Origin of the sequence: Streptomyces sp. CoH27 (assembly GCF_020181035.1) — a bacterium.
GTDB classification, from domain to species: Bacteria; Actinomycetota; Actinomycetes; order Streptomycetales; family Streptomycetaceae; genus Streptomyces; species Streptomyces camelliae.
The window spans coordinates 326,875-353,577 of sequence record NZ_JAIQYY010000004.1 but is presented as its reverse complement, the minus strand read 5'-3'; the positions used below and the strand labels follow the sequence as shown (position 1 = coordinate 353,577).

Genomic DNA, 26,703 nt, shown 5'->3' with positions numbered 1-26,703 from the left:
GGTGGTCCGTTTCCGGTCCCCGGGCGTGGGGACTCGCCGGTCATGGTGCACATCGGATACACGATGATGACGGAGCAGACCGGGCCCCGGGACCTCGTGGACCACGTCGTGCGGGCCGAGGAGACCGGCTTCGACTTCTCGGTGATCTCCGACCACTACTTTCCGTGGCTGCGCTCGCAGGGCCACTCCTCGTACGCGTGGAGTGTGCTGGGCGCCGCTGCCCAGGCCACCTCGCGGATCCCGCTGATGACCTTCGTGACCTGCCCCATCCTCCGCTACCACCCAGCGATCGTGGCGCAGAAGGCGGCCACGGTGCAGCTGCTGTCGCAGGGCAGGTTCCGGCTCGGCCTGGGCGCGGGCGAGAACCTGAACGAGCATGTGGTGGGCGGCGGCTGGCCCCCCGCGGACGTGCGGCACGAGATGCTCGAAGAGGCCGTGGGGATCATCCGCGCGCTGTTCGCCGGCGGTCATGTCACCCACCACGGGCCGCACTACGACGTGGACTCCGCCCGGCTGTGGGACCTGCCGGAGCAGCCGCCGCCGATCGGCATCGCCGTCTCCGGTGAGCAGTCCTGCGAGCTCGCCGGGCACCTTGCCGACCTGGTCATCGCGACCGAACCGAAGCCGGGGCTGCTGGCGTCCTTCGACCGGCACGGCGGCAGCGGCAAACCCCGCGTCGGCCAGCTGCCGGTCTGCTACGACCCCGACCGGGACACCGCCGTCAAGCGCGCACACTCCCAGTTCCGCTGGTTCGGCCTCGGCTGGAAGGTGAACGCCGAGCTGCCGCACCCGGACTCCTTCGAGTCCGCGACCCGGTTCGTGGACGAGGACGACGTCGCCGCCGCGATCCCGTGCGGCGACGACCCGGACGCCTTCGTGGACGCCGTGCGGCCCTACGCCGAGGCCGGGTTCGGGGAGATCGCCCTGGTGCAGATCGGCGGCGACGCACAGTCCGCGTACCTGGACTGGGCGGCGAAGACCCTGCTGCCCGCGCTGCGGGAGGCCTTCGGCTGACCGGGCCGGCGGCGCCCGCCCGGGTCCGCCCTGGTCCGCCAAAGCGGTGAGCGGCCGTACTCGTGCCCGTGCCCCGCCCGGCGCCACGACGGGCTCCCGGTGCCGCCCCGAGCCGAGGAGCCCGGCCGTGACCGCAGCGCATCCCGGCCCGCTTCCCGCGCCGGGCCCGCCGGTTTCGGCGGGCGGCCGTCCCAGTCACCCGTCCGGAGGCGCTCGGCGTCACCTGCTTCGCCGATCCCCACCACGGCGAACCCGGGCGCGTCAACGGCCTCTTGCGCGGCCGTGGCGCCTACTTCGCCGACCCGTCCGGGCACAACAGGGAGATCATGACCCGGCCCTACGTCCGGCCCTGGCGGGGTCCGGGGTCCGGGCCGCCCGGCGGCAGGTCCGGGGCCCGGTCGCCGGGGCGGACCGGGTGCCGGCGGCGGGCCCACAGCGGCAGCGCGTACCAGCAGAGCAGGTACCACGCGACGACGGCCGCCACGAGATACGGCACGAAGCCGGCGTGTGTGGCGACCCGGAGGATCAGCAGCAGGGCGGACGTCATCGTCGCGAGGAGCAGCACCAGGCCGACGAACGTCATCCGGGACGCCAGCCGCACCGCACGCGGCTTGACCCGGAAACCGGAGACGAGGCGGTGCAGGGACACCGGTCCGACCAGGGCGCCGGTCGCGCAGGCACCGAGGACGACGGTGACGATGTAGATGACATGGTCGCTGTGGGGAAGCCGGTCGTACTTGGGCTGGAAGACGACGGTCAGCAGGAAGCCGAACAGGATCTGCACGCCCGTCTGGGCGACCCGGACCTCCTGGATGAGCTCGCCCCACATCCGGTCGGCCCGCTCCTCCTCGGTCTCGTGCCGCCCCCTGCGCCCTCCGTCCTCCGTCATGCGGTGCGGGTAACCGTCGGGCCGTTCGCTCAAACGGTGACCACCCGGCAAACGGCGGTCGCCCGGACGGCTACCAGCGCCGTTCGACCTGGTCCTTGATCCGGCGGTCGTACAGCTCGCGGATGGCTGTGAACGTCTCCTCGGGCAGCGGCGGCAGCTTGGCGGCAGCCGCGTTGGCGCGGGCCTGCTCGGGGGTGCGGGCGCCGGGGATGACCGTCGTCACGCCCTCCTGCTCGATGATCCAGCGCAGCGCCAGCTGGGCCGGGGTGTACCCCTCGGGGGCGAGCGCGGCGAACTCGGCGGCCGCCTCGACACCGGCCTCGTAGTCGACGCCGGAGAAGGTCTCGCCCTGGTCGAAGGCCTCGCCGTGCCGGTTGAAGGTGCGGTGGTCGTCGGCCGCGAACACCGTGTCCTTGGTGTACTTGCCGGACAGCAGGCCGGAGGCGAGCGGCACGCGGGCGATGATGCCGACCCCGGCCTCGCGGGCGGCGGGCAGCACCTCGTACAGCGGCTTCATCCGGAACGGGTTGAGGATGATCTGCACGCTCGCCACGTTCGGCCGAGTGATCGCGGTCAGCGCCTCGGCACAGGTCTCCACGCTCACCCCGTACGCCGCGATCCGCTCCTCCGCGACGAGCGTGTCCAGCGCGTCGTAGACCGCGTCGGAGGAGTAGACGGGCGTCGGCGGGCAGTGCAGCTGGACGAGGTCGATGCGGTCGACACCGAGGTTGCGGCGCGAACGGTCGTTCCAGGCGCGGAAGTTGTCCAGGACGTAGTGTTCGGGGAGCTGCTCGGCCCGGCGGCCCATCTTGGTGGCCACCAGCACATGCAGATCGGGGCGGCCGCGCAGGAACGAGCCAATGGTCTCCTCGCTGCGCCCGTCGCCGTACACATCGGCCGTGTCGAAGAAGGTGACCCCCGACTCGGCCGCCGCCTCCAGGACGGCCACGGCCTGTTTGTCGTCCACGTCGCCCCAGTCGGCGCCCAGCTGCCAGGTGCCGAGACCGACCACCGAGGCCCACTGGCCCGGCCTGCCGAATTCGCGTTCGTCCATGGCGCCAGTGTGGCATCCGGAACCGGCCGGCGCGGAACGGGCTGCTCCGGCACGCTGTCTGTGCGTCGACGGCATGTTTTTCACCCACATGGGTGATCTGGGTGGACAAAGCACGGTGGGAGTCAAGCGCCCCCTTACGGTGAGCCCGTGATCGATCGATCCGTGGACATGTCAGCCAACTTCCCTTCTGTGAACGGCGGTCCGGGTGCCGTCAGCCGTCGCGGTCTGCTGCGCGGCGCCGCCGCGTTCGCCGCCGTACCGGTCCTGCTCGCGGCCGACCCGGCGGTCGCCGCGGCCGAACTCCCCGGGTTTCCGGCCGAGGTGACGCTCTACCGCTCGGCCTACCGCAACTGGGTGGGCGAGATCACCGCCGACGGGCTGTGGGCCTGCGCCCCGACCGGGCCGGAGCAGGTGCTCGCCGTGGTGAACTGGGCGTGGCGCGGCGGCTGGCGGGTCCGCGCGCGGGGCGGCTCGCACGGCTGGTCACCGCTCACGATCACCGAGGGGACGACGGCGCGGACCCGGACCCTGCTGGTCGACACCACCCCTCATCTGACCGGCCTGGCCCTGGAGTCCGGCTCGGCGGTCCGCGCCGGCGCCGGGGTGACCCTGGAGGCCCTGCTCACCTTCCTGGAGGGGCACGGGCTGGGCCTCACCGCGACACCCGCGCCCGGCGACCTGACCCTCGGCGGCGCCCTGGCGATCGACGCGCACGGCACCGCCGTTCCGGCCGACGGCGAACGCCCGCCGCCGGGAAGCACGTACGGCTCGCTCAGCAACCGTGTCCTGGAGCTGACGGCGGTGGTGTGGGACGCGGACCGCGGGGCGTACGTCCTGCGCACGTTCCGCCGGCAGGAGGCGGACTGTGCCGCACTGCTGACCCACCTCGGCCGGGCCTTCGTCACCGAGGTGGTGCTGCGGGCCGGCCCGGACAGCAACCTGCGCTGTGTCAGCCGTACGGACATCCCGGCGCGCGAACTGTTCGCGGCGCCCGGCTCCGGCGGGCGCACTCTGGAGAGCTTTCTGCGCCGTTCGGGCCGGGTCGAGGCGATCTGGTTCGCCTTCACCGAGTTCCCGTGGCTGAAGGAGTGGAGCGTCACGCCGGTCCGGCCGGCCGGTTCACGGCACGTCACCACGCCGTACAACTACCCGTTCTCCGACAGTGTGCCGACGCTCGTGGCCGACCTGGTGGGGCGGCTGGTCGCGGGCGCGGGCTGGTATCTGGCGCCGGAGCTGGGCGCCGCGCAGCTCACGGTGGCCAGGCTCGGGCTGGCGGCCACCGGCTCCGCCGATCTGTGGGGGCCGTCGAAGAACACGCTGCTGTATCTGCGGCCGACCACGCTCAGGGTGACCGCGAACGGGTACGCGGTGCTCACCTCGCGGACCGGAGTGCAGCGCGTGGTCCACGAGTTCACCCGTCGCTACCGGGAACTGCTCGCCGCGTACGCCGCGCGGGGCCGCTTCCCGGTCAACGGCTCGGTGGAGATCCGGGTGACCGGCCTGGACGATCCGGCCGACAGCGGTGTGCCCGGGGCTCGGACCCCGCTGCTGTCGGCGCTGCGGCCGAGCGCGGAGCATCCCGAGTGGGACACCGCGGTGTGGCTGGACGTGCTGACGCTGCCCGGCACGCCGTACGCGGAGACGTTCCTGCGCGAGCTGGAGCGGTTCCTGTTCGACGCTTACGACGGCGGGTACGCCCTCGCCCGTGCGGAGTGGTCCAAGGGCTGGGCGTACACCGACGGCTCCGCCTGGAGCGACCCGGAGGTGCTCGGCACCGTCGTGCCCGGGACCTTCGGCCGGCAGGTGTGGACACGGGCGGTCGCGACCCTCGACCGCCTCGATCCGCACCGGGTGTTCGGCAATGCCTTCCTGGACCGGCTGCTGCGCCGACCAGGCCTGGAAGCCGACTAGGCCTGGAAGCAGTGCCCCTCGTCCAGGTCCGCGAGGAATCCGGTCTCGCGCGGCTCCCAGCCGAGGAGCGTGCGGGTCGGCGCGCTCGACGCGGGCATGCCGGCCCCGGCGAACCGGCCGCGGAAGCCGAAGTGCACCACGGTCCCGCTGCGCGGGGTCGAGCCGAGCCATGTCGTCCTCGCAACCCGCGCGACGGACACCGGCCGGCTCGTCGCTGCCTTCCGCAGGTCCGCCGAGGCCCTGCTCACCGGGCCGGGCGAGGAGCGCTGAGTCCCGAGCCGGCCTTCCGTGGCCGGTCCGGCCTGCACGAGAGCGAGTTCGCCGAGCAGGCCGGTCCGTCGGCCCCGGCTCAGCCCAGGTTCTTCTCCAGGGCCGCCAGGTAGTTGTGCATGAAGTGGTCGCGGATTCCGTCGGACGCGGGCGCGAAGACGTCGGCGGTCAGCCCCGCGGCCCGGTCGGTGAGGGCCGAGAACATCGGCATGCTGTCGTGCAGCTTGCCCTTGGAGTCGATGTAACGCAGCGCACGGACATGGGTGAAGACGGGCTCGGGCGGCAGCTGGGGGACGATGTCGTTGTTGTTCACGAAGCGGTACGTGCACCGGCCGAGGCCTTGGTGGAACGCCTCGGCGAGCACCGGGTCGCAGGTGCGCGGCTGGCCGAAGGTGTAGATGCCGTCGGCCGCGAGGTGCGGCTTCTCCAGGTACATCCGGGCACCGGCGAGCATGGCGAGGGCGCCGCCCAGGCTGTGCCCGGTGAAGTACAGGGTCTGTCCGTCGGTGCGCAGGTCCGCGAGCGTGTCGGCGATGTCCGGGTACACCGAGCGCAAGGCCTCGGCGAAGCCGTGGTGGACGTGTCCGTTGCCGCCGGGGCCGGTGACCGGCGGGGTCGTGGCGTCGGTGAGCCAGTCCTTGATCTGGGTGGGTTCGGTACCGCGGAACGCGGTGACGATCATCCGGTCGCCGGCCATCGTGTACGCCTGGGTGTCCTGCAGCGGGAACGGCGGGGTGAACCGGGTCTCGTGGTGCCGCACCTGGCCGAAACCCCACTTCGCGGCCTGGTCCTCGATGACGGCACGGTCCTTGTAGGCGAGGTCGGCCGCGCGGGCCAGCCAGTAGGCGCGTTGCACGCTGTAGCCGGGCGTGGTCCGGTCGAACACTTCGGGCACGGTCATGGGCAGGGCTCCTTGCGTGTGGGGGGGATTCGGTGGGGGGATTTCGGGGGGGGACCGGGGATCCGGCTAGCCGCGGCGGGGGGCGGACCGGGCGTGCAGGGCGCCGGCCACCCGCGGTCCGAGCCACCGCTTGAACCGGCGCAGCGCCTCCAGCTGTCCGGCCGCCTTGTCGAGGCCGTAGTACGCCTGCGGCGGGACGTACGGCAGCAGCGGTGAGTGGCGCTGGCCGAGCAGGGCGAACATCCGGTGCGGGGGCAGGTTCTCGTACCAGCGGGCGCTGTAGCGGGCGGCGCTCTGCGCGGACAACAGCTCGGACATGCGGCGGCGTTCGTAGGCGGCGAGGGCCTCGGGGAGGCCGGCGTGGGTGTGCAGGGCGTCGGCGAGGCACATGGCGTCCTCCAGGGCGAGGGTGGTGCCGGCGCCGATGGAGTAGTGAGTGGTGTGGGCCGCGTCGCCGAGCAGCACCACGTTGCCGTGGTGCCAGGTGCGGTTGGTGAGGGTGCGGAAGGTCAGCCAGCCGGCGCCGGGGCGGCCGATGAGCGGGGGGCCGTCGAGGACGTCCGCGAAGAGTTTCTCCAGCAGGGTGAGCCCCTCGGCCACGTCCGCCCGGTCCAGGCCGAGGCCGGTGAAGGTCTGCGGGTCGCACTCGACGACGCACGTGCTGTGCCCGTCGCCGTAGCCGTAGCCGTAGGCCCAGATCCAGCCGTGGGCGGTCTCGGTGAAGGCGAAGGTGAAGGCGTCGAAGACCTTGGTGGTACCGAGCCAGATGTAGTGGTTGCGGCCCGCGCTGATCTCGGTGCCGAAGGCGTCGGCGTGCCGGGCGCGCAGGGCGCTGTGCACTCCGTCGGCGGCGACGACGAGGTCGGCGCCCGCGGGCGGTTCGGTGAGCTCGCTCTCGTACTCCAGCCGTACGCCGAGCGCGCGGGCCCGGTCGGCGAGCAGGCCGAGCAGCCGGTGGCGGCCGATGCCGAAGCCCTCGTCCCCGTGGTGACGGGTCGACAGGCCGCGGACGTGGGCGACGCCGTCGCTCCAGCGGACGGAGGCGTCCGCGATCGCCCGCGCCGAGTCGGGGTCGTGCTCCTGGAGCCGGTCGAGGAGGCTGTGCCAGTACGTCACGCCCCAGCCGTAGGTCGAGCCCTCGCGGTTGCGCTCGTGGACGGTGATGTCGTGCGACGGGTTCTGCCGCTTCAGCAGGATGGCGAGGTACAGACCCGCGGGCCCGCCCCCGGCACAGACGACCTTCACGCAGACACCCCTGTACATCACTGAACGTGGCCGGACGGGACCGCAGGGTAGCAGGCGGGGCGAGCCTTTCGATCGCGCCAGTTTGGCGTGGTGAGCAGGGCCACTCGGACGGACGGAACCCGAGAAAGATCACCGAAAAGGCGGCCGGCGGGGCAAGGAATTCCCTGTTCCGGAGCAGATCGGCATCGACGACAGCAAGATCAACTTCGTTCAACTCTGCACGACATGTGGTTACTTGTCCGGATCGTAGCCAACCGGTTCCGGGCGATTTCTTCCCGTCCCGAAGGCCCCGATAGGCATGCCTGGTCACCACGGAAAGCACCCTCCAGGAGGACCCGCATGCCCGACATCAGCCGTCGCCGCGCGCTCACCGCCGCGGCAGCCCTGGCCGCGACGGCCACCGCCGCCGGCGTGATCGCCGCGCCCGCCGCCTCGGCGGCGGACCACGCGCACCCCATGCCGATGCCGGAGCCCCATGAGAACTTCGACGAGGTCTACAAGGGCCGCCGGATACAGGGCCGTCCGATGGGCGGGGGCGGTCACCACCACGAACACGGGGGCGGATTCGAGGTGTTGATCGACGGTGTCCAGCTGCACCTGATGCGGAACGCCGACGGCACCTGGATCAGCGTCGTCAGCCACTACGCCCCGGTGGCCACCCCGCGCGCCGCCGCCCGGGCCGCGGTGGACGAGCTCCAGGGCGCCCAGCTGCTGCCCATGCAGATGCCCGTTCCCGCCAACTGACCGCCGCCGCAAGGAATTCCGGAGCTTCACGCACCATGACCGTACGCAAGAACCAAGCCACCCTGACCACCGACGAGAAGAAGCGATTCGTCGACGCGGTCCTCGCGCTCAAGCACAGCGGACGCTACGACGACTTCGTCCGCACGCACAACGAGTTCATCATGTCGGACACAGACACCGGCGAGCGCACCGGCCACCGCTCCCCGTCCTTCCTGCCCTGGCACCGCAGATTCCTGCTCGACTTCGAACAGGCGCTGCAGTCGGTGGACTCCTCGGTCGCCCTGCCGTACTGGGACTGGAGCACGGACCGCACCGTGCGCGCCTCGCTGTGGGCGCCGGACTTCCTCGGCGGCACCGGGCGCAGTACGGACGGCCGGGTGATGGACGGTCCGTTCGCCGCGGCGGCCGGCAACTGGCCGATGAACGTGCGGGTGGACGGCCGTACGTTCCTGCGCCGCTCGCTCGGCACGGCCGTGCGCGAGCTGCCGACCCGTGCGGAGGTGGAGTCGGTGCTGTCCATGTCGACGTACGACATGGCGCCCTACAACAGCGCCTCGGACGGCTTCCGCAACAACCTGGAGGGGTGGCGCGGGGTCAATCTGCACAACCGGGTCCATGTCTGGGTCGGCGGGCAGATGGCCACCGGGGTCTCCCCCAACGACCCGGTGTTCTGGCTGCACCACGCCTACGTCGACAAGCTGTGGGCCGAGTGGCAGCGCCGGCACCCGGACGCGGGCTACGTCCCGACGGGCGGCACGCCGGACGTCGTCGACCTGGACGAGACGATGAAGCCGTGGAACGACGTACGCCCGGCGGACCTGCTGGACCACACGAAGTTCTACACCTTCGACAGCTGAGGAAGGCCGATCAGGCCTCGGCGGTACGGCACTCCGGGTGGCCCCAGCCCTGCGCGTTCTTGGCGATGGACTCGCCGGCCGCGTAGGCGCGGCCGCACAGGCAGCGGCCGGGGAACTTCGCCTTGATCGTGCGGGAGGAGGCCCCGCCGCCGGCGCGGCGGGGCGCCTTCCTCCGCGGGGCGGCCGCCTTCGGGGTGTCGGGCGAGGCCGGCGGCTCCGGGGAGCCGAGCACGCTGCCGGCCTCCTCCTGCACGGAGGCCGCCTGGCTGGCCGCGCGGTCGGCGAAGTCGTTCAACGGGTCGCCGTCGACCTGGTGGGCCGGGACGTAGCGGAACTCGACCGTGCGGCCGTCGAGGAGCGCGTCGATGCGGACGACGAGGTCCTGGTTGGCGACGGGTTTGCCGGCGGACGTCTTCCAGCCGTTGCGCTTCCAGCCGGGCAGCCAGGTGGTGACGGCCTTCATCGCGTACTGGGAGTCCATGCGGATCTCCAGCGGCACATCCGGCTCGACCGCCGAGAGCAGACGCTCCAGAGCGGTGAGTTCGGCGACGTTGTTGGTGGCCCGGCCGAGCGGGCCGGCCTCCCAGCGGGCCGGGGTCCGCTCGTCGTCGGAGATCACCCATGCCCATCCGGCCGGTCCGGGGTTTCCCTTCGAAGCCCCGTCGCACGCGGCCACCACACGTTCACGCATGCGCACGATCATGCCATGGGCACGCGGACGGCCTCCCCGGCACCCCGCCGGTCGCGCGCACCGCCCTCAGACGTCCCTGACCGCCGGCATCTCCCCTTCGGTGGTCGCGGTGTCGATCACCGAGAAGTCCGCGCCCTGCGGGTCGCTCAGCGCCGCGAACCGGCCGAAGGGGCTGCTCATCGGCCCGAAGCGCAGGACGCCGCCGAGCTTGACGGCGCGCTCCACCGCCTGGTCGCAGTCGTCGACGCTGAAGTAGAGATTGATGTACGACGGCACCTCGGGCGGGAAGTCGTCGGTCATCTTCATCCGGCCGAGCACGGTCCGGCCGGCCACGTCGAACATCCGGTAGTCGATCGCCTGGTCCTCCATCTGTTTCATCCGGTACGGGAAGACGGCGGACAGGAAGGTGTCGGCCTTCTCCGGTTCCCGGGTGAAGACCTCGGCCCAGCAGTAGGCGCCCGGGGTCCCGATCGCCTCGAAGCCCTCGTGGGTGCCGCCCTGCCAGACGCCGAACACGGTTCCACTGGGCTCCCGGGCCAGACACATGGTGCCGAAGTCGCCCACCTTCATCGGCTCCATCAGCACCTCGCCGCCGTTGTCCCGGATCTTCCGGGCGGTGGCGGCGGCGTCCGGCGAGGCGAGGTAGAGGCACCATCGCGACTGGCCCTCCTGGCCGGGCATGGGCGGGACGACGGCGGCCACCGCCTTGCCGTTCGCATAGGCCTGCGTGTAGTTGCCGTACTCCGGCGACGACTCGCCGAAGGTCCAGCCGAGGACGTCGCCGTAGAAGCGCTTGGCTCCCTCGACGTCACTGAACATCGCGTCGGCCCAACAGGGCGTTCCCTCGGGTTGCACGGCCATGGTCACGGCCCTCCTGGTGCTGTATGTCCCGGTTACTCCCGCTTGCCCACCCCGCTGCTCACGCTAGCCATCCACCCGTCGGCCCGCGCGCCGAGCGGCCGGGGCCGGCGCCGGCCGCGCAAAGGGTCGCGGAGAGTGAGGTTGCGGACACCATCAGTTCGCTCGGACGGGTGAAGAGCGGCCCACAAACCCCTGCGCGGAGGCGACCGGAAGCGTGCACACAGCCGCGCCCCGACTGTTTGACGCGAACGGCAAGTTTGCACAACCCGCGCGCTCAACCGCCCCTTTCACGCCTTACCCGGTGATCATCCGGCCTGTTTGGCTGGTCCGTGCGCAGCTCCACCCGGAGCACCACCGACCAATCCCGTCACCCCCGTTGCGCCCCGCTGGAGGGAATGTGTCCACACCGGACGCCACCGGTTCCGTCATCGATGAACCCGTCCCCGACCCGGACGGACAGCTCACCAGCCTGAGCACCCGGGCGGCACGCCAGCTCACCACCACCACCAAGTCCGAACCGCAGATGCAGGCCATCACCTCCCGATGGCTGCTGAAGACCCTGCCGTGGGTGGACGTCAAGGGCGGCACCTACCGGGTCAACCGCCGGCTCCAGCTGCGCACCGGACGCGGCCGGGTGCACTTCGAGCACAACGGCGCCGACGACATCCGGGTCATCCCGGAGACCCTGACCGAGCTGCCGATCCTGCGCGGCTACCCCGACGGCGAGGTCCTGCAGGAGATCGCCGGACGCTTCCAGCCCCGCGAGGTGCGCGCCGGGCAGGTGCTGTTCGAGGCCGGCCAGCCCGTCACCGAGGCGTACCTCGTCGTCCACGGCCGTTTCACCCGCTTCACCAACGGCAAGTACGGCGACGAGGAGATCACCGGCGTCGTCACCGCGGGCGACCAGATGGGCGACGAGGCGGTCGGCCAGTCCGACCCGCTGTGGCTGTCCTCGGTGCGGGCCGACACCCCGGGCGTGGTCCTCGCCCTGCCGTGGAACGTCGTCCGGGAGGTCACCGACCGGGCGCCGTCCCTCGCCGCGCATCTCCAGGCGTACGTCGAGCGGCAGCGCAAGCCCGTGAACCGCAAGGGCGAGGCCGAGGTGCCGGTGCAGGCCGGCCACACCGGCGAGCCGACCCTGCAGGGCGGCTTCGTGGACTACGAACTCGCCCCGCGCGAATACGAGTTGTCCCTCACCCAGACCGTGCTGCGGGTGCACACCCGCATCGCCGATCTCTACAACCACCCCATGGACCAGACGCAGCAGCAGCTGCGCCTGACCGTGGAGGAGATCCGCGAGCGCCAGGAGTGGGAGCTGGTCAACAACCGCGAGTTCGGGCTGCTGCACAACGTCGACTACGGCCAGCGGATCAGCACCTTCACCGGCCCGCCCTGCCCGGACGACATGGACGAGCTGCTGTCCATGCGGCGCAAGACCAAGGTGTTCCTCGCCCACCCGAAGGCGATCGCGGCCTTCTTCCGCCAGTGCAACCGGCGCGGTCTGATGCCCGGCACCGCGAGCGTCGACGGGCACGAGGTGCCGGCCTGGCGCGGGGTGCCGATCTATCCGTGCAGCAAGATCCCGATCAGCGACGACCACACCACGAGCATCATCGCGCTGCGCACCGGCGAGGCCGACCAGGGCGTCATCGGCCTGTACCAGACCGGCATCCCGGAGGAGTTCCAGCCGGGCCTGAACGTGCGCTTCATGGGCATCAACGAGCAGGCCGTCATCAATTACCTGGTCACCGCCTACTACTCGATGGCGATCCTCGTGCCCGACGCGGCCGGGATCCTGGAGAACGTCCAGCTCGGCCGGACCGCCGACTGACGGGCCCGGAGCACGCCATGAGCACACCTACCACCGCCTACACCCTGCCCGGCCCGCCGAACATCGCCCAGTCCCTGCGCCCGGCCCGGCGCACCGGTGTGATCCCCGGCCTGCGCTACCGGCCGGCCGTGCCCGCCGACCCGGAGAAGGCCGCCGAGATCGACCGCCGGCTGGAGACCTGGGCCCGGGAGCTGGATCTGTTCCCCGAGTCCTGGACGGGCGACTTCTCGGACTTCCAGTGCGGCCGGGCCGTCGTCCTGCAGCACCCGGGCGGCCTCGACCTGGACCGGCTCACCGCCGCGGGCAAGCTGCTGCTCGCCGAGAACATCGTGGACTCCTGCTACTGCGAGGAGGACGAGGGCCGGGGCGGATCGCGGCGCGGCCTCGGCGGCCCCCTGATCATCGCCCAGTCGGCGCTCGACCCCTTCCACGGCGTCCCGGAGCTGGAGGCCGAGTGGCGCGAGGGCCTCCAGGCCGACCCCGCGTTGCGCTCGTACCAGCACGCCCTCGCGGACTACGCCACCTTCGCCACGCCCAGCCAGACCGACCGGTTCGTGCACGACATGGCCCGGCTGCACCTGGGCTATCTCGGCGAGGCCGCCTGGATGGAGACCCGGTACACGCCCCGGATCTGGGAGTACCTGGTCATGCGGCAGTTCAACAACTTCCGCCCCTGTCTGTCGCTGGTCGACGCCGTGGACGGCTACGAACTGCCCGAGCAGCTCTACGCCAGCCCGGAGATCCAGCGGATCACCGCCCTGGCCTGCAACGCCACCACCATCGTGAACGACCTGTACTCCTTCACCAAGGAGCTGGCGAGCGATCCGGACCACCTCAATCTGCCGCAGGTGGTCGCCGCCAACGACCGATGCGGGCTGAAGGCGGCCTATCTGAAGTCCGTCGAGATCCACAACCAGGTCATGGAGGCCTTCGAGGAGGAGTCGGCCACCCTGTCCGCCACCTCGCCCCTGATCGCGCGCTACGCCGAGGGCCTGGCCGCCTGGGTCTCCGGCAACCACGAGTGGCACGCCACCAACAGCAACCGCTACCACCTGCCCGACTACTGGTGATGCGCCCGGCCACGGGTGCCTTCAGCCTCTCCGCAACGCCGTCACATCCGTACCGAAGGAGTCATCGTTGACCACCGCCCCCGCCCGACCCCACGTGGTTCCGGTCCCGACCCAGTCCATCTACCAGAACCGGGTCGCGGACTACTGGAACGCCGAGGAGAACCCGGTCAACCTCGAACTCGGCAAGATCGACGATCTGTACCACCATCACTACGGCATCGGTGAGGCCGACCGGTCGGTGCTCGACGAACCCGACCCCGAGCTGCGCAAGGAGCGGATCACCGGCGAGCTGCACCGCCTGGAGCACGCCCAGGCCGAGGTGCTGGCCTCGCACCTCGGCCCGCTCACCCCGGACGACCGGGTCTTCGACGCCGGCTGCGGCCGGGGCGGCGGCAGCATCGTGGCGAACCTGCGCCACGGCTGCCACGCCGACGGGGTCACGATCTCCGCCAAGCAGTGCGACTTCGCCAACGAGATGGCCCGCAAGCGGGGCGTCGGCGACAAGGTGCGCTACCACCACCGCAACATGCTGGACACCGGCTTCGAGTCGGGGGCGTACGCGGCCTCGTGGAACAACGAGTCCACGATGTACGTCGAGCTGGACCTGCTGTTCGCCGAGCACGCCCGGCTGCTGCGCCGCGGCGGCCGCTATGTGACGATCACCGGCTGCTACAACGACACCTACGGCCGGGCCTCGCGCGAGGTGTCCCTGATCAACGCGCACTACATCTGCGACATCCACCCGAGGTCGGAGTACTTCCGCGCGATGGCCAAGAACCGGCTGGTGCCGGTCCATGTCGAGGACCTGACCGACGCGACGATCCCCTACTGGGAGCTGCGCAAGGAGGCCGACCATCTGGTGACGGGCATCGAGGACGCGTTCCTGGACGCCTACCGCAACGGCAGCTTCCAGTATCTGCTGATCGTGGCGGACCGTATCTGAGCCGAAAGTGATCGGCCGTACCGAAATGCGGTCGACAGCGCGGGCGCCGCGGCGCTGGGATGGCCGGCGATGAACGCCGTCACCCCACCGCCGCGCATGCACGCGGACGAGATTCCCCTCGACGCCCCGCTGGTCGGCCGGCTGGTCGCCCGCCGGTTCCCGCGCTGGGCCGGCCTGCCGGTACGGCGCCTCGTGTCCTCCGGCACCGAGAACGCCATGTTCCGGCTCGGCGCCGATCTGCTGGTACGGCTGCCCCGGCGGCCCGGCGCCGTACCGGACGTGCTGCACGAGCAGCACTGGCTGCCCCGGCTCGGGCCGCACCTTCCGGTGGCCGTGCCCGAGCCGCTCGGCATCGGGGAACCCGACGAGGAGTTCCCCTGGCCGTGGTCCGTCTACCGGTGGCTGGAGGGGCACAATCCGGTGCCCACGGCCATCCGGGGACCCGGCCGACTCGCCGCGGATCTCGGGGCGTTCGTCCGTGCGCTGCGCCGTGTCGACCCGCGGGACGCACCGCCCGGCTACCGGGCCGGTCCGCTCCGGGAACGGGACGAGCCGACCCGCACGGCCATCTCCGAACTGGGCGGACGCATCGACACCGACGCGGTCACCGCCCTGTGGGAGCGGGCCCTCGACACCCCGGACCACACCGGGCCCGCCGTGTGGGCCCACGGAGACCTCTCCCCCGGCAATGTGCTGGTCGACGGCGGCCGGCTGACCGCCGTGATCGACTTCGGCTGCGCCGGCGCCGGCGATCCGGCCGTGGATCTGATCGTCGCCTGGAACCTGCTGCCGGCGAGCGCCCGGGGCGCCTTCCGCGAGGCTGTCGGCGCCGACGACGCCCAGTGGGCGCGCGGCCGCGGCTGGGCCCTGTCGATCTCGCTGATCCAGCTGCCGTACTACTGGGCCACCAATCCGGCGCTGGCGGAGAACTCCCGGCATGTCATCGCCGGGATCCTCGCCGAGGCCGGATGAGAAGCGCCTGCGGCTACTCCCCCGCGTACGCCCTGTCGAGCGCGGCGACGTCCAGTTTGCCCATGGCCATCATGGCTTTCGTGGCACGGTCGACCTTTTCCCGGTCGGGGTCGTGGATCATCTCGGACAGCCGGTCGTAGACGACCTGCCAGGAGACGCCGTACCTGTCCTTGAGCCAGCCGCAGGGGCCGGGCTCGCCGCCGTTCTCGGTGAGCTTGGTCCAGTAGTAGTCGATCTCCTCCTGGTCGGCGCACAGGATCTGGAAGGAGACGGCCTCGTTGAACGTGAACTGGGGGCCGCCGTTGAGCGCGATGAACCGCTGGCCGTTGGCCGTGAACTCGACGGTCAGCACGGAGCCGGTCTCACCGGGCCCGGCCTCGGTGTAGCGGCTGACACGGCCGACGCTGGAGTTCTTGAAGACCGAGACGTAGAACTCGGCGGCCTCCTCGGCCCGGCCGTCGAACCAGAGACAGGTGACGAAACCGTCGGTGGTCATGGATACCTCCTGGGCGGGGAACACAGTCATCTGTATCGACCGGTCCTCGCGGCGAAACTCATCGGCCGGACCGGCGGAAAATCCACCTGGGTGAGCACGCGTTCCCGCCTGGCATCCGGATCATGATCTCCGCACCTGGCGAGACATCCGGCGAGCGCATCGAACCCTTCCGGCTGTCGGTGCCGCAGAGCGACCTCGACGACCTGTACGACCGCCTGGACCCCACCCGCCGGCCCGCCGAGCTGCCCGGCGCGGGCTGGGAGTACGGCGTCCCGGCCGGCTGTCTGCGGGAGCTGGTCCGCTACTGGCGGCACACGTACGACTGGCGCGCGGCCGAGGCCGAGCTGAACCGGTGGCCGCAGTTCACCACCACGGTCGACGGCGCGCGTGTCCGCTTCGCCCATGTCCGCTCGCCCGAACCGGACGCCACCCCGCTGCTGCCGACCCATGGCCGGCCCGGCTCGGTCGTGGAGTTCCCGGACGTCGTCGGTCCGCTCACCGATCCGGTGGCGCACGGCGGCGACCCGGCCGACGCCTTGTCGTCATGCCCGGCATCCCCGCCTTCGGGCTGTCCGGGCCCGCCACCGAGCCGGGCTGGGAGGCGGGCCGGGTGGCCGACGCCCGGGTGGAGCTGATGCGGCGGCTCGGCCACGAGCGGTTCGGGGCGCAGGGCGGCGACTGGGGCGCGGCGATCTCCCGCGAGCTGGGCCGCGCCCACCCGGACCGGATCATCGGCGTCCACCTCGATCTGCTGCCCGGCGCGCAGGCGACGGCCGAGCCGACCGAGGAGGAGCCGGCCGCGCTCGCGCCCGAGGAGCGGGAGCGCACGCTGCGGTCCTGGCGCCGGTGGGCGGACTGGTCCCGCGAGGACAGCGCGTACGCCGCTCTGCAGTCCACCCGGCCGCACACCCTCGGCTATGCGCTGACGGACTCGCCGGTCGGTCAACTCGCCTGGATCGTCGAGAAGTTCCGGTCGTGGGCGGACTCCGAGGAACTGCCGGAGGAGACGATGGACCGGGACCGGATTCTCGCCGGCGCGATGCTGTACTGGCTGACCGGCACGGCCGGTTCTTCGGCGCGCACCTCCTGCGAACGGGCGCACGCCACCGGTCGCAGGGCCGAGCCCGCCGAGCCGTCCACGGCGCCGACGGCGCTGGCCGTGTTCCCGGCCGAGCTCCAGCTTCCGCTACGACACCGGGCGGAGCGGACCGAGAACCTCGTGCGCTGGACGGAGTTCGACCGGGGCGGGCACTTCGCGGCCATGGAGGAGCCGGACCTGAGGAGCCGGACCTGCTGGTCGGCGATGTGCGGGCATTCTTCCGGCAGCTGCGGGAGAAGTGAGCTCCTCCGGCAGCCACCGGAGACGTGAGGTCCCTCGGGCCGGTGCGGACGCGGGCCGGGCGCCGGGTCAGGCGGCCAGGCAGAGTCCGTTGTAGGGCCGGTGCGGCGCGGCGGCCGGGCGGCGGTGCGGGCTCGTCCGCCGGGTCAGCTCGCCGTACGCCAGCGACAGCAGGTCGCCGAGGCCCAGACCGAGGGCGTGCGCGGCGGCGGCGAGGACCTCCGAGGAGGCCTCCTTACGGCCGCGCTCGACCTCGGACAGGTAGGGCAGCGAGATCCGGGCCGCGTCGGCCACGTCCTTCAGGGTGCGGTCCTGCGCTCGCCGCTCGCGCCGCAGCACCTCACCGACCAGATCGCGCCACAGGGGCTCCTTCGCGGTCTCCCCGGGCTTCGGCTCGGGCTGCTGCGGGCGAGCGGGCGCCGGTCGCAGCGGGATCACTCGGGCTTCGTTGCTCACCTGGTTGCTCACCCGCGTCAGCCTAGAAGCCGGGGGGCGCGGGGCAAGGGCCCGGCGTTGCGCCCTGAGGGAAACCGGCTCAGCGCTTGAGCGGGAAGCGGGCGCGGACCCGCTTGCCGACCGGCACGCGCTCGGCGGTGACCTCGGTGGCCAGGGCATCCACGATCTCCAGGCCGTGCCGCCCGACGCGCGCGGGGTCCCTGGGGTAACGGCGGGGCAGGGCGGAGCTGCTGTCGTAGACGCACACCGTGACCGCGCTGTCCGTGCCCTCCAGCTCCAGGATGTAGGGGCCGTCGCTGTGCTGCTCGGCGTTGGTGACCAGCTCGCTCACGAGCAGGAGCAGCTCGCCGTCGGCATGGCGGTCGGGCATGGCGCACCACTCGGTCTTCAACTGCTCCAGAAACCGTGCGGCGAAGGCCCGTGCCTCCGCGATGGAGCCGGGTTCGCCGGTGTAGTGCGCCGCGCGTCTCAGCGGTTCCACGGGTACGTCGAAACCAGTCGGTATCACGTCCCCGCCCAGGTGCTCGGTCATGCTGTCTCTCTCGAATGCCGGGTCGGGCCGGTCGCCTGTTGCACCGGTTCTGGTACCCCGAGCCGGGCCCGGCAGTCCCCGAAGCGTTCGCCGACCGCGCACAGTGGCGATGGTCACCCTTGCGAGGAGCCCTGCGACTGCTGCTGGGTGGCGGGCAGCGGCGGCGCGCCGGTGGTCCCGGGGGTCACCGCGCCGGGCGCGGAACTCTGCGTGGGCGGAGGCGCGGAGCTCTGCGTGGGCGGAGGCGCGGAGACGCTCGTCTGCTGCTGCGTGGACTGCTCTGTCGTACCTCCCGGCGAGCCCGGGGCCGGTGACGACGGCCCGGCGGAGGACGACGAGGCCGACGACGACCCGGCCGAGGTCGACACGACCGAATTCGGTCCCGACGACGGGGCCGACGGCGCGGATGACGACGAGGCCGAGGTCGAAGGTGCGGACGACGACGAGGACGGGGACGCGCTCGACGACGACGGCGATGACGAGGAGGAGGACGGCGCCGAGGTCGAGGGGGACGCGCCGCTGGACGAGGACGACGGGGACGCGCTCGGCGAGGAGGACGACGTCGACGGGCTCGGCTTGCCCGAGGTGGACGACGGCGACGGGGGCGGGCAGTGCTTCGCGCCGGGCGGGCACGACCGGGACGGGGAAGGGGACGGCGACGGGCAGTGCTTCGCACCGGGCGGGCACGACGGGGACGGGGGCGGGCAGTGCTTCGCGCCGGGCGGGCACGACCGGGACGGGGACGGCGACGGGGACGGCGGCGGGTTCCAGGGGTGCGGATGCTCCGGCGGCCTGGCGTGCTCGTCGTGGTGCCAGCCCTGGTCGCCGTGCGGGCGTTGGATCCAGTCGTCGTGGTGGGAGTCGTAGAGCACGAAGACGTTGACGACCACCGGCGCGGGCGTCACGACGACCACGTTCGAGGGCCGGTACGCCGGCCAGCGCGGGCCCACCAGCTTGGGTGTGTTCTTCTCAGGGACCGGGGAGGTCAGCGGATTGCCGCAGGCGCAGCGCACCCGGGGCACGCCGCGGTTGTCGACCAGTACGGCGGTGCCCGCCTGGAGCACGGACTGGTAGCTGGTGGCGGCGCCGTCGCGGAAGCCGTGGTTGGTGACGCGTGTGTCGACCCGCAGCTGGACCGGGGTGAGCGAGCGCAGATAGGCGGGCACGCCGGACGGCTGGACGCCGGCCACGGACGCGAACGCCCTGTTCTTGGCCGGGTCCGCCTGGAGTGCCTTGATCTGCTGCTCCACGTCGCAGGCGGCGACCTGCTGGGTGCCGCCGTACAGGCCGGGCGCCCCGCCCTGCACGCCCTGCACCGCGTTGGCCGTGCCGGAGGGCGCGGCGGAGGCCGAGGGGGGCGGCGGGGCCGAACTCTGCTTGGCCGTCGACTCCGTGAACGGGTCCTGGCCGGTGCTGGCCGCGGACTGCAGGAAGACCTCGCCGCCCTTGCCGCCACCCGGACGGGTGAAGACGACCGCGAGTACCACGGCGGCGACCACGAGGGCGCTGATGGCTCCGACGCGCGGTACGGACTTCCACCACGGCCCGTGCGGCCCCTTGGGCCCGGTGCCGCCGGGTGGCGGCCCTGCGGGCGGCGGGCCGGAGGGCGGCTGGGACGGGCCCGACAGCGGGCCGGAGGGCGGCCCGGTGGGGCGGCCGGATGACGGAGGTTCGACGCTCACGAGCACTTCTTCCCGTCGCGATGCGCGGCTTTTCTCAGTGCGGCTTTTCGCAGTCAAGTTCCGTTTCATGCATTTGGATGCACATTGGTCCCATTGTGTGTCTCAAGGTCGCGATGCTCGCAAGCTGACGGGCGGGATGCCCGGCGGCTGCTTAGCGTGGCCGGTGTGAGCCCTCCGACCGTCACCGCGCGGCCCGCCTCCCGCCACGGCTGGGCCCATGCCCTGGGTGTGGTGCTGACCGGCCTGGCCGTCATGGTCCTGGTGGCGGCACTGGGACTGTGGGCGGCCGGTGCGGCGGATCTGCCGGACGGCGCGTTCCCGAGGGTGGTGGCCGCGACCGTGGCCACGGCCGTCGGCGGCAGCGTGGAGCTGTCCGGCAACGCGGGGGCGCTGGCGCAGAGCCGGGCCGGTCTCACCGTGCTCCCGCTGTCGGTCACGCTGGCCGGTGCCCTGGTGATCGGGGCCGGCTTTCTGCGCCCGCTGCGGCACCGGGCGGTGGCCTCGGCCGCGGAGCTGGCCGGCTGGGCCGCCCGGATCGCGGCGCTGTGGCTGCTGGTGCTGATCGGCCTGGCCCTCGGCGCCCGGCAGACCTTCGCCGTCGACGTGGGCAGCGGCACCCTCAGCGATCTGACCGGGCTGTTCGAGGCCGCACCGAGGGTCGGCTTCACCACCGACGTGCCGTTGACCGTGCTGCTCGGGCTGGTGTGGCTGGCCGGGGTGCTGCTGCTGGCGGTGCTGGTCGCGCGCGGGGCTCCGCTGCCGGGGCGGCTGGTGCGCTGCCAGGAGTCGGTGCGCCCGGCGGCCCACGCGATGGTGGTCCTGCTCCTCGGCTACGTCGTCGTCGCCCTGGTCGTCGCGCTGATCGCGGCGGCCGGCCGCGGACATGCCTCCGCGACCTTCGCGCTGATCCTGCTCGGCCTGCCCAACCTGGCCTGGCTGGCCCTCACCCTCGGTCTGGGCGCGACCTGGCACGGCCGGGTGGACGGCCCGTTCGGGCTGCCGATGCCGCATGTCCTGGACGTGCTGCTGCGCACCCCGGACGTGTCCACGCTGAGTCTGCGCTCGCTCACCGGCTACGACGGCCGCTGGTGGTGGCTGGTGGTCGTGGACGCACTCCTGCTGCTCGCCGTGGCCTTCCGGATGGCGGTGAGCTCACCGGCCCGGATCCGGCTGTGGCAGCACGCCCTGCGCCTGGCCGTCGCACTGGCGCTGACGGTGCTGATGATCTGTCTGACGGTCCGTGTCTCGGCGCATTACGGCCTGTCCCTGCTCGGCATCGGCGATCTGGGCGGCGGTCTGTCGGGCGAACTGCTCCTCAGGCCGATGCTCTGGCAGGCAGTGGGCCTGGGCGCGCTGTGGGGACTGGTCGCCGGGCTGCTGGGCGGGCTGCTGGCCCTGCCGGTGCGCCGCCGGGGTGACGTCGGCGCACCGCCGCGCTGAGCCAGTGTCCAGGCGCGCTCAGCCGTGGAACACCGGCCCGGCCCAGTGCGGAGGCGGCGGGGTCTCGGTCACCGTGCGGGCCGGCTCCGGCCCGGTCTCCGGCGCCGGGCGGACCTCGGCCGGACCGGTCGCCAGGGTGGCGCGCAGGGCGGCCACGAAGTCGAGGCAGGTGTCGTACCGGTCGTCCGGGCTCTTGGCGAGGGCCTTGGCGAACACGGCGTCGACGGCCGGGGGGATACCGGGCCGGGCCGCGCTCGGCGGGGACGGTTCGTCGTACTGGTGGGCCCACAGCAGGGCCATGTCGTCGTCGCGTTGGAAGGGCGGACGGCCGGCGAGGGTCTCGTAGACGACGCAGGCAAGGCCGTAGACGTCGCAGCGGCCGTCGACCGGGCGGCCGGAGATCTGCTCGGGGGCCACGTAGTCGAGGGTGCCGACGAACTGACCGACGCTGGTGAAGCCGGTCAGGGACAGCGACTTCTTGGTGAGGCCGAAGTCGGTGAGGTACACGTGCTCGGGGTGGTCGCTGTCGGTGCCCTCGGCGATCAGGACGTTGCCGGGCTTGACGTCCCGGTGGACCAGGCCGTGCTCGTGGGCGGCGTCGAGGGCGGAGGCCACCTGCGCGGCGATGCGGACGGCGTCGGGGGGCGGCAGCGGGCCGCGTGCGTCCAGCAGATGGCGCAGGTCGCTGCCGGAGACGTACCGCATGGCGATGTAGAGCACGCCGTCCGTCTCGCCGGCATCGAAGACCGGCACGATGTGCGGGTGGTCGATCGCGGCGGCCACCTGGGACTCGTGGGTGAAGCGTTTGCGGAAGGTGTCGTTGCGGGCGAGCTCGGGCGCGAGCAGTTTGAGGGCGACCGTGCGGTCCAGGCGCAGGTCGCGGGCGCGGAAGACGACCGCCATGCCGCCGCGCCCGACCTCGCTCTCGACCAGGTAGTTCGCCACCTTCCGGCCGATCAGTTCGGAGGGCCGGCCGGAGAACAGGCTGGTCTCGCGCGCCATCAGGGCTCACCGTCGGACGCCACCAGCCGGGTCGGAGCGTGTCCGGCGTCGGTGTCGCCGGTGACCGGGCGGTCGGTGGCGTACGTGGTCAGGCGCCGTCCGTCGCCGTACATCCAGCGGCTCTCCTCGGGGTCGTACAGCCACATCTTCTCCCCGTCGACGACGATCCCGATGCGCAGGTCCCGGGTGCGGTCCGCGAAGTCCTCGCCGTCGAGCGCGCCGGCCGTCAGTTCACCGACCGCGGCGCGGTAGTCGGCGAGGGCCTCGGCGGCGCGGGCCAGCAGCGGCCGGGGGTCGGCGGTACCGGCCGGGCCTTCGGCGGCCGGCGGGTCCTCGGGTACGGCGATGAGGTGGCGGCCGTCGACCCAGGCGGCCCAGCCGTTGGCGCAGCGGATGTGGCTCCAGTCGCCGCGCCGTTCCATGAGCTGGACCGGCAGCAGCGGGTCGAGGGGCACGGTGGGCCGGGCCGGGTCGGGGGCTTCCCAGGCGGGCATGCCGCGCGGCGGGACGACGTGCGTGGGCCGGAATCCGGGGCCGGGCGCTTTGCTCATCGGGCGCCTGCCAGTGTGTCCGTGTCTGTGTCCGGGGCATGGGTCATCGTGCCGTCTACCTCCGCGTCACGGCCGGCTCGTGCCGGCGCAGCAGCCGGGAGAGCGCGCAGCCGAAGACGGCCGCCAGCACCACCAGCATGATCATGTTGCGCAGCCACACGCCGGCCGAGTGCCGGAAGAACGGGTCCGCGGTGAGCGTGCCCGGCACGATCCGGCCCAGGTCGACGGTGCCGGCCATGGCGCCCAGCGCCCACCGCGAGGGCACCAGCCAGGCGAACTGCTCCAGGCCGGGCACGCCGTTCAGTTTCAGCAGGGACCCGCAGAAGACGACCTGGACGACGGTGAGCAGCACCAGCAGCGGCATCGTCACCTCCTCCTTGCGGACCAGCGCGGAGATCAGCAGGCCGAGCAGCATCGCGGTGAAGGCGAGCACGGCCACGGCGACGGTGATCTCCAGCAGGGGTGGCAGCAGCACCCCGTCGCCGCGGGGCGCGTTCAGGTCGACACCGGCGAGTCCGACGAGGGTGAGGACGACCGCCTGCAGCACGGTGATCACACCGAGGACGGCGACCTTCGACATCACGTAGGCCGAGCGGGGCAGGCCGACGGCTCTCTCGCGCTGGTAGACGACGCGTTCCTTGACCAGTTCGCGCACGGCGTTGGCGGCGCCGGTCAGCACCCCGCCCACGCACAGGGTGAGCAGCGCGTTGGTCGCGGTGTCGGCGGTCAGCTTGCTGCCGGCGACGGCCCGGGCCATCGCGCCCATGACGAACGGCAGCCCGATCATGATGGCGAGGAAGGTGCGGTCGGCGGCGAGGACGGCCGCGTAGCGCCGCACCAGGGTGGCGAACTGGGCTCCCCAGCTGCGCGGCCTCGGCGGCGGTGCGGGGGCGACCGGGCCGGTACGCGGCACACGCGGCTGCGCTCCGGAGTTCACGATGTACTCCCGGTGGCACGACGAGGCGCGGTACTCGCCCGCCCAGTCCCGGCCGGTGTCCCGCTCGAACGCCTCGAAGGCCTCCGGCCACTCCTCGAACCCGAAGAAGCCGAGGGCGTCTCCGGGCGGGCCGAACCAGGCGGTCCGCCCGCCGGGCGCCAGCACCAGAAGGCGGTCACAGACGTCCAGGCTGAGCACGCTGTGGGTGACGACGATGACGGTTCGGCCGTCGTCCGCGAGGCCGCGCAGCATGTTCATCACCGAGCGGTCCATGCCCGGGTCGAGGCCGGAGGTCGGCTCGTCGAGGAAGAGCAGGGAGGGCTTGGTCAGCAGCTCCAGGGCCACGCTGACCCGCTTGCGCTGCCCGCCGGAGAGGCTGTGCACGGGCTGCTCGGCACGCTGTTCGAGACCCAGCTCCCGGATCACCTCCTCCACCCGCTGCACGCGCTCGGACTTCGCGGTGTCCTCGGGGAAGCGCAGTTCGGCGGCGTAGGTGAGGGCGCTGCGCACGGTCAGTTGGACGTGCAGGATGTCGTCCTGGGGGACCAGGCCGATGCGCTGGCGCAGTTCGGCGTAGTCGCGGTAGAGGTCACGGCCGTCGTAGAGCACGGTGCCGTGGTCGGCGGGCCGCTGCCCGGTCAGGGCGTTCAGCAGGGTGGACTTGCCGGCGCCGCTCGGCCCGACCACGGCGAGCAGGCACTTCTCCTGCACGGGGAAGGAGACGCCGTCGAGCAGGATCTTGCGGCCGCGGTCGACGGCGACGGTGAGTTCCTGCACGTCGAGGGAGACCTCGCCGGTGTCGACGTACTCCTGCAGTTCGTCGCCGACCAGGCAGAACGCCGAGTGCCCGATGCCGACGATGTCGCCGGGGCCGAGGGGGGCCCGGGTGACGGGCCGGCCGTTGAGGTAGGTGCCGTTGTGGCTGCCGACGTCGGCGATCTCGTACGTGCCGTCGGCGTGGGCGCGCAGTTCGGCGTGCCGGCGGGAGACGGTCAGGTCGTCCACCACCAGGTCGCTGTCGGGTGCCCGGCCGATCCGCACGGTGCGCACGGGCAGCGGACGGACGCTGGTGGGGCGGCGGAAGGTGCCGGTCAGCAGGGGCAGCGACACCGCCGAGGGGCGGTCGGGGGTGGGCGGCGGGGCGCCGGCCGGCACCGCGCGAGGGCCGTCGGCGGGGTTGCCGAAGCGGATCTCGCTGCCGGGACGCACCTCCCACTCCTCGATCCTGCGGCCGTCGGCATAGGTGCCGTTGGTGCTGTGCCGGTCCGCCAGGGTCCAGTGATCGTGGTCGCAGCGCAGCACGGCGTGGTGCCACGAGACCCGGGCATCGTCGAAGACGATGTCGCTCAACGGGTCACGTCCGACGTGGTAGTCACGCCCCGGGCTCATCACCGTGGAGCCCGTGTCGGTCTCCAGGACCAGCTCGGGCGCCGTCGGGGCGACCGGCCGCTCCGCCATGGCCAGAATTCTACCGATTTGTTCACATACGCGCCGCAGCGAGATGGTGCGGTGCCCGGCGTGCGGACACGTGTCAGGCGACGGGTACGACGAGGACGGGCAGGGTCCGCTGCATCCGCAGGGCGTCGACGGACTCGGCGAGCAGCTCGTACTCGGTGGTGTCGTCGCTGGCGGCGATCCGCACCAGCCGGCCGCCGGCCAGCTCGTCGGCGACCAGCTCCTGCCGGACGTCGTCGGCACACCAGGCACGCAGCAGCGCGGGCACGTCGGCGACGGTTTCGGCCACCGGCACCAGCGCACCCGCGGGGAAGGCGGGATCCTCCGGGCTGGGGTCGAGCCGCTCGGCGATCCAGGACGCACGGTCCCGCAGCCACCACAGGGCCAGGGCCAGCGTCGGCGCGCGATAGGTGCCGAGCGGTACGCCGATGCGCCGGCCGTCGCACATGCCGTATGCCGTGACATGGCACAGGAATTCGTCGTGCACGTCTGACTCCCCCGTCGCCTCGCTGGTGTGCCGGCTCAGGCCTCGCTTTCCGTGCGGCTCCTGTGCGGTGAAGTGCCCCTGACGTTCGAGTATCGCCTCTCCCGAAACACTGTCACCATGACTTTCCGGCCAGCCTGTTGGCATATTCGGTGCCCGTTCTGGCCGAGATTGCACCGGCGTGTGCGGGCCGCCCGGCATTACCGGGGAGGTAATCGACCCGCCTCGCCGGTCTCCGGCATGGTGGTCACACCGGATCGGCGAAGCCCCGGATCCGGGCCTGACCAGCAGTGACGACCTCGATGGAGGCTGATTCACCATGTCCGTGAACACCAACCGTTACGAGACCGCGGCCGCCCGTTACTTCGAGGCCTGGAACGCCACCGAGCCGGAGGCGCTGCGGAAGGCGGTCGCCGCCGCGTGGACCACGGACGGCGGGTACACCGACCCCCTCGCGGACGTCCGCGGGCACGAGGGCGTCGCCGCCGTGATCGCCGCGGTCCACGAGCAGTTCCCCGGTTTCGTCTTCCGCCCGCTCGGCCCGGTCGACGGCCACCACGACACCGCGCGCTTCGCCTGGGAGCTGGTCGGCGAGTCCGACGGCTCGGCCCCGGTCGCCGGCTTCGACGTGGTCACCCTGGACGAGGAGGGCCGGATCCGCCAGGTGCTGGGCTTCCTGGACCGGGTGCCGGCGGGCGCCTGAAACAGGCTGCGGTGGCTCAGCTCCCGGCGGTCCCCCGACGGGGGCGGGGCCTGCGTGCACCAGGCGCAGGGCTGGGGCCGGGCGAAGGGCATAGCGCTTCGCCGTGCAGCCCGGCATCTCGCCCAGCACGTCACCGAGGAGGCCCGGCGGGCGACCGCGCGGGCGCCGTGCAACCCGGACCAGCGGCCACGGCCCACCCTCGGCAGGCACCCCAGGCCGGCACCACGCACCCCGGTCGGTGGCCACGGGCCGCCCCGCGGCTACGGGCAGGCCGAGCGCCGTACGCCCGGGCAAGCGGTCGCCGACCTCCCGTGGCATACGGCCTGCCCCGGGGTCTCGGCTCACCCCCTGCCCCCTGACGGCAGCCGCCGCC

Annotated in this window: 24 protein-coding genes and 3 pseudogenes; 13 read left to right on the top strand and 14 right to left on the bottom strand. The window is 72.4% G+C overall.

What is annotated here, in order from left to right; translation table 11 throughout:
- Window positions 1-42 precede the first annotated feature (42 nt).
- Together LE548_RS08690 and LE548_RS08685 are read left to right on the top strand one after the other, a co-directional pair.
- Window positions 43-1,014 carry an LLM class F420-dependent oxidoreductase gene (locus LE548_RS08690; RefSeq protein ID WP_225096074.1) on the top strand — a complete coding sequence of 324 codons (972 nt, stop codon included), beginning with the start codon at window positions 43-45 and terminating at the stop codon, window positions 1,012-1,014.
- A gap of 194 nt (window positions 1,015-1,208) precedes the next feature.
- Window positions 1,209-1,364 (top strand): annotated as a pseudogene (locus LE548_RS08685) (VOC family protein); the annotation flags it as partial.
- Here the strand turns inward: LE548_RS08685 and LE548_RS08680 are convergent.
- Both LE548_RS08680 and LE548_RS08675 read right to left on the bottom strand, forming a co-directional pair.
- Window positions 1,352-1,903, bottom strand: coding sequence for a DUF6328 family protein (locus tag LE548_RS08680; RefSeq protein ID WP_225096073.1), 552 nt, complete (start codon window positions 1,901-1,903; stop codon window positions 1,352-1,354). The pseudogene LE548_RS08685 and the gene LE548_RS08680 overlap by 13 nt on opposite strands.
- 70 nt (window positions 1,904-1,973) lie before the next feature.
- On the bottom strand, window positions 1,974-2,957 hold the full coding sequence (locus tag LE548_RS08675; RefSeq protein ID WP_225096072.1) for an aldo/keto reductase: 984 nt from the start codon (window positions 2,955-2,957) through the stop codon (window positions 1,974-1,976).
- A 168-nt stretch (window positions 2,958-3,125) separates the two neighbouring features.
- On the opposite strand from LE548_RS08675, the gene LE548_RS08670 reads away from it, so the two are divergent.
- Window positions 3,126-4,868 (top strand): cholesterol oxidase substrate-binding domain-containing protein, encoded by a 1,743-nt coding sequence (locus LE548_RS08670; RefSeq protein WP_225096124.1) that lies wholly within the window; start codon window positions 3,126-3,128, stop codon window positions 4,866-4,868.
- Between the two features lie 96 nt (window positions 4,869-4,964).
- Window positions 4,965-5,138 (top strand): hypothetical protein, encoded by a 174-nt coding sequence (locus LE548_RS08665; RefSeq protein WP_374116037.1) that lies wholly within the window; start codon window positions 4,965-4,967, stop codon window positions 5,136-5,138.
- 79 nt (window positions 5,139-5,217) lie between these two features.
- On the opposite strand, the gene LE548_RS08660 is transcribed toward LE548_RS08665, so the two are convergent.
- On the bottom strand, window positions 5,218-6,039 hold the full coding sequence (locus LE548_RS08660) for a lipase family protein (RefSeq protein ID WP_225096071.1): 822 nt from the start codon (window positions 6,037-6,039) through the stop codon (window positions 5,218-5,220).
- Between the two features lie 66 nt (window positions 6,040-6,105).
- A complete protein-coding gene (locus tag LE548_RS08655; protein ID WP_225096070.1) occupies window positions 6,106-7,284 on the bottom strand; it encodes an FAD-dependent monooxygenase in 1,179 nt (392 codons plus the stop codon).
- A 339-nt stretch (window positions 7,285-7,623) separates the two neighbouring features.
- Here LE548_RS08655 and LE548_RS08650 point away from each other — a divergent pair, with 339 nt between their 5' ends.
- On the top strand, window positions 7,624-8,028 hold the full coding sequence (locus tag LE548_RS08650) for a tyrosinase cofactor (RefSeq protein ID WP_225096069.1): 405 nt from the start codon (window positions 7,624-7,626) through the stop codon (window positions 8,026-8,028).
- Window positions 8,029-8,063: 35 nt separating this feature from the next.
- Window positions 8,064-8,885, top strand: coding sequence for a tyrosinase family protein (locus LE548_RS08645; RefSeq protein ID WP_225096068.1), 822 nt, complete (start codon window positions 8,064-8,066; stop codon window positions 8,883-8,885).
- A gap of 10 nt (window positions 8,886-8,895) precedes the next feature.
- Here the strand turns inward: LE548_RS08645 and LE548_RS08640 are convergent, their stop codons facing one another.
- Window positions 8,896-9,588, bottom strand: a complete 693-nt coding sequence (locus tag LE548_RS08640) for a ribonuclease H (RefSeq protein WP_225096067.1) — start codon at window positions 9,586-9,588, stop codon at window positions 8,896-8,898.
- A 54-nt stretch (window positions 9,589-9,642) separates the two neighbouring features.
- Complete coding sequence (locus LE548_RS08635; RefSeq protein ID WP_225096066.1) at window positions 9,643-10,437, bottom strand: VOC family protein; 795 nt, start codon at window positions 10,435-10,437, stop codon at window positions 9,643-9,645.
- 397 nt (window positions 10,438-10,834) lie between these two features.
- Between LE548_RS08635 and LE548_RS08630 the strand changes: the two genes are divergently transcribed.
- The 4 genes from LE548_RS08630 (at window position 10,835) to LE548_RS08615 (ending at window position 15,253) form a co-directional block, all read left to right on the top strand.
- Window positions 10,835-12,268, top strand: a complete 1,434-nt coding sequence (locus LE548_RS08630) for a family 2B encapsulin nanocompartment shell protein (protein ID WP_225096065.1) — start codon at window positions 10,835-10,837, stop codon at window positions 12,266-12,268.
- 17 nt (window positions 12,269-12,285) lie between these two features.
- The gene (locus LE548_RS08625) at window positions 12,286-13,338 is read left to right on the top strand and encodes a family 2 encapsulin nanocompartment cargo protein terpene cyclase (RefSeq protein WP_225096064.1); all 1,053 of its coding nucleotides are present in this window, start codon (window positions 12,286-12,288) and stop codon (window positions 13,336-13,338) included.
- 67 nt (window positions 13,339-13,405) lie between these two features.
- Complete coding sequence (locus LE548_RS08620; protein ID WP_225096063.1) at window positions 13,406-14,281, top strand: geranyl diphosphate 2-C-methyltransferase; 876 nt, start codon at window positions 13,406-13,408, stop codon at window positions 14,279-14,281.
- A 69-nt stretch (window positions 14,282-14,350) separates the two neighbouring features.
- The gene (locus tag LE548_RS08615) at window positions 14,351-15,253 is read left to right on the top strand and encodes an aminoglycoside phosphotransferase family protein (RefSeq protein ID WP_225096062.1); all 903 of its coding nucleotides are present in this window, start codon (window positions 14,351-14,353) and stop codon (window positions 15,251-15,253) included.
- A gap of 13 nt (window positions 15,254-15,266) precedes the next feature.
- On the opposite strand, the gene LE548_RS08610 is transcribed toward LE548_RS08615, so the two are convergent.
- Window positions 15,267-15,749 carry a VOC family protein gene (locus LE548_RS08610; protein ID WP_225096061.1) on the bottom strand — a complete coding sequence of 161 codons (483 nt, stop codon included), beginning with the start codon at window positions 15,747-15,749 and terminating at the stop codon, window positions 15,267-15,269.
- Window positions 15,750-15,871: 122 nt separating this feature from the next.
- On the opposite strand from LE548_RS08610, the pseudogene LE548_RS08605 reads away from it, so the two are divergent.
- Window positions 15,872-17,090: pseudogene (locus LE548_RS08605) on the top strand (epoxide hydrolase family protein).
- 67 nt (window positions 17,091-17,157) lie between these two features.
- On the opposite strand, the gene LE548_RS08600 reads toward LE548_RS08605, so the two are convergent.
- The 3 genes and pseudogenes from LE548_RS08600 to LE548_RS45965 form a co-directional block, all read right to left on the bottom strand.
- On the bottom strand, window positions 17,158-17,556 hold the full coding sequence (locus LE548_RS08600; protein ID WP_225096060.1) for a helix-turn-helix domain-containing protein: 399 nt from the start codon (window positions 17,554-17,556) through the stop codon (window positions 17,158-17,160).
- Window positions 17,557-17,623: 67 nt separating this feature from the next.
- A complete protein-coding gene (locus tag LE548_RS08595) occupies window positions 17,624-18,076 on the bottom strand; it encodes an ATP-binding protein (protein ID WP_225096059.1) in 453 nt (150 codons plus the stop codon).
- A gap of 461 nt (window positions 18,077-18,537) precedes the next feature.
- Window positions 18,538-19,758 (bottom strand): annotated as a pseudogene (locus tag LE548_RS45965) (DUF6777 domain-containing protein); the annotation flags it as partial.
- Window positions 19,759-19,923: 165 nt separating this feature from the next.
- Between LE548_RS45965 and LE548_RS08585 the strand changes: the two are divergent.
- Window positions 19,924-21,198: a streptophobe family protein gene (locus tag LE548_RS08585; protein ID WP_225096058.1), complete on the top strand. Its 1,275-nt coding sequence runs from the start codon at window positions 19,924-19,926 to the stop codon at window positions 21,196-21,198.
- Between the two features lie 18 nt (window positions 21,199-21,216).
- Here the strand turns inward: LE548_RS08585 and LE548_RS08580 are convergent, their stop codons facing one another.
- From LE548_RS08580 to LE548_RS08565, 4 genes are all read right to left on the bottom strand, one after another.
- A complete protein-coding gene (locus LE548_RS08580; RefSeq protein ID WP_225096057.1) occupies window positions 21,217-22,200 on the bottom strand; it encodes a serine/threonine-protein kinase in 984 nt (327 codons plus the stop codon).
- On the bottom strand, window positions 22,200-22,751 hold the full coding sequence (locus LE548_RS08575; RefSeq protein ID WP_225096056.1) for a hypothetical protein: 552 nt from the start codon (window positions 22,749-22,751) through the stop codon (window positions 22,200-22,202). The genes LE548_RS08580 and LE548_RS08575 overlap by 1 nt, the downstream gene beginning before the upstream one ends.
- A 55-nt stretch (window positions 22,752-22,806) precedes the next feature.
- Window positions 22,807-25,146 carry an FHA domain-containing protein gene (locus LE548_RS08570; protein ID WP_225096055.1) on the bottom strand — a complete coding sequence of 780 codons (2,340 nt, stop codon included), beginning with the start codon at window positions 25,144-25,146 and terminating at the stop codon, window positions 22,807-22,809.
- Between the two features lie 73 nt (window positions 25,147-25,219).
- A complete protein-coding gene (locus LE548_RS08565) occupies window positions 25,220-25,630 on the bottom strand; it encodes a hypothetical protein (protein ID WP_225096054.1) in 411 nt (136 codons plus the stop codon).
- 316 nt (window positions 25,631-25,946) lie between these two features.
- Here LE548_RS08565 and LE548_RS08560 point away from each other — a divergent pair, with 316 nt between their 5' ends.
- Entirely contained in the window at window positions 25,947-26,330 is a 384-nt protein-coding gene (locus LE548_RS08560) for a nuclear transport factor 2 family protein (RefSeq protein WP_225096053.1), read from the top strand.
- Window positions 26,331-26,703: the final 373 nt, after the last annotated feature.

Bases quoted from the DNA above. Each gene is read 5' to 3' on its own strand.
- LE548_RS08650 (WP_225096069.1), top strand. From the start codon at position 7,624: ATGCCCGACATCAGCCGTCGCCGCGCGCTCACCGCCGCGGCAGCCCTG.
- LE548_RS08645 (WP_225096068.1), top strand. From the start codon at position 8,064: ATGACCGTACGCAAGAACCAAGCCACCCTGACCACCGACGAGAAGAAG.
- LE548_RS08580 (WP_225096057.1), bottom strand. From the start codon at position 22,200: ATGGCGCGCGAGACCAGCCTGTTCTCCGGCCGGCCCTCCGAACTGATC.
- LE548_RS08570 (WP_225096055.1), bottom strand. From the start codon at position 25,146: ATGGCGGAGCGGCCGGTCGCCCCGACGGCGCCCGAGCTGGTCCTGGAG.
- LE548_RS08665 (WP_374116037.1), top strand. From the start codon at position 4,965: ATGCCGGCCCCGGCGAACCGGCCGCGGAAGCCGAAGTGCACCACGGTC.
- LE548_RS08675 (WP_225096072.1), bottom strand. From the start codon at position 2,957: ATGGACGAACGCGAATTCGGCAGGCCGGGCCAGTGGGCCTCGGTGGTC.
- LE548_RS08610 (WP_225096061.1), bottom strand. From the start codon at position 15,749: ATGACCACCGACGGTTTCGTCACCTGTCTCTGGTTCGACGGCCGGGCC.
- LE548_RS08575 (WP_225096056.1), bottom strand. From the start codon at position 22,751: ATGAGCAAAGCGCCCGGCCCCGGATTCCGGCCCACGCACGTCGTCCCG.
- LE548_RS08690 (WP_225096074.1), top strand. From the start codon at position 43: ATGGTGCACATCGGATACACGATGATGACGGAGCAGACCGGGCCCCGG.
- LE548_RS08660 (WP_225096071.1), bottom strand. From the start codon at position 6,039: ATGACCGTGCCCGAAGTGTTCGACCGGACCACGCCCGGCTACAGCGTG.
- LE548_RS08615 (WP_225096062.1), top strand. From the start codon at position 14,351: ATGAACGCCGTCACCCCACCGCCGCGCATGCACGCGGACGAGATTCCC.
- LE548_RS08640 (WP_225096067.1), bottom strand. From the start codon at position 9,588: ATGATCGTGCGCATGCGTGAACGTGTGGTGGCCGCGTGCGACGGGGCT.
- LE548_RS08560 (WP_225096053.1), top strand. From the start codon at position 25,947: ATGTCCGTGAACACCAACCGTTACGAGACCGCGGCCGCCCGTTACTTC.
- LE548_RS08635 (WP_225096066.1), bottom strand. From the start codon at position 10,437: ATGGCCGTGCAACCCGAGGGAACGCCCTGTTGGGCCGACGCGATGTTC.
- LE548_RS08595 (WP_225096059.1), bottom strand. From the start codon at position 18,076: ATGACCGAGCACCTGGGCGGGGACGTGATACCGACTGGTTTCGACGTA.
- LE548_RS08625 (WP_225096064.1), top strand. From the start codon at position 12,286: ATGAGCACACCTACCACCGCCTACACCCTGCCCGGCCCGCCGAACATC.
- LE548_RS08680 (WP_225096073.1), bottom strand. From the start codon at position 1,903: ATGACGGAGGACGGAGGGCGCAGGGGGCGGCACGAGACCGAGGAGGAG.
- LE548_RS08670 (WP_225096124.1), top strand. From the start codon at position 3,126: ATGTCAGCCAACTTCCCTTCTGTGAACGGCGGTCCGGGTGCCGTCAGC.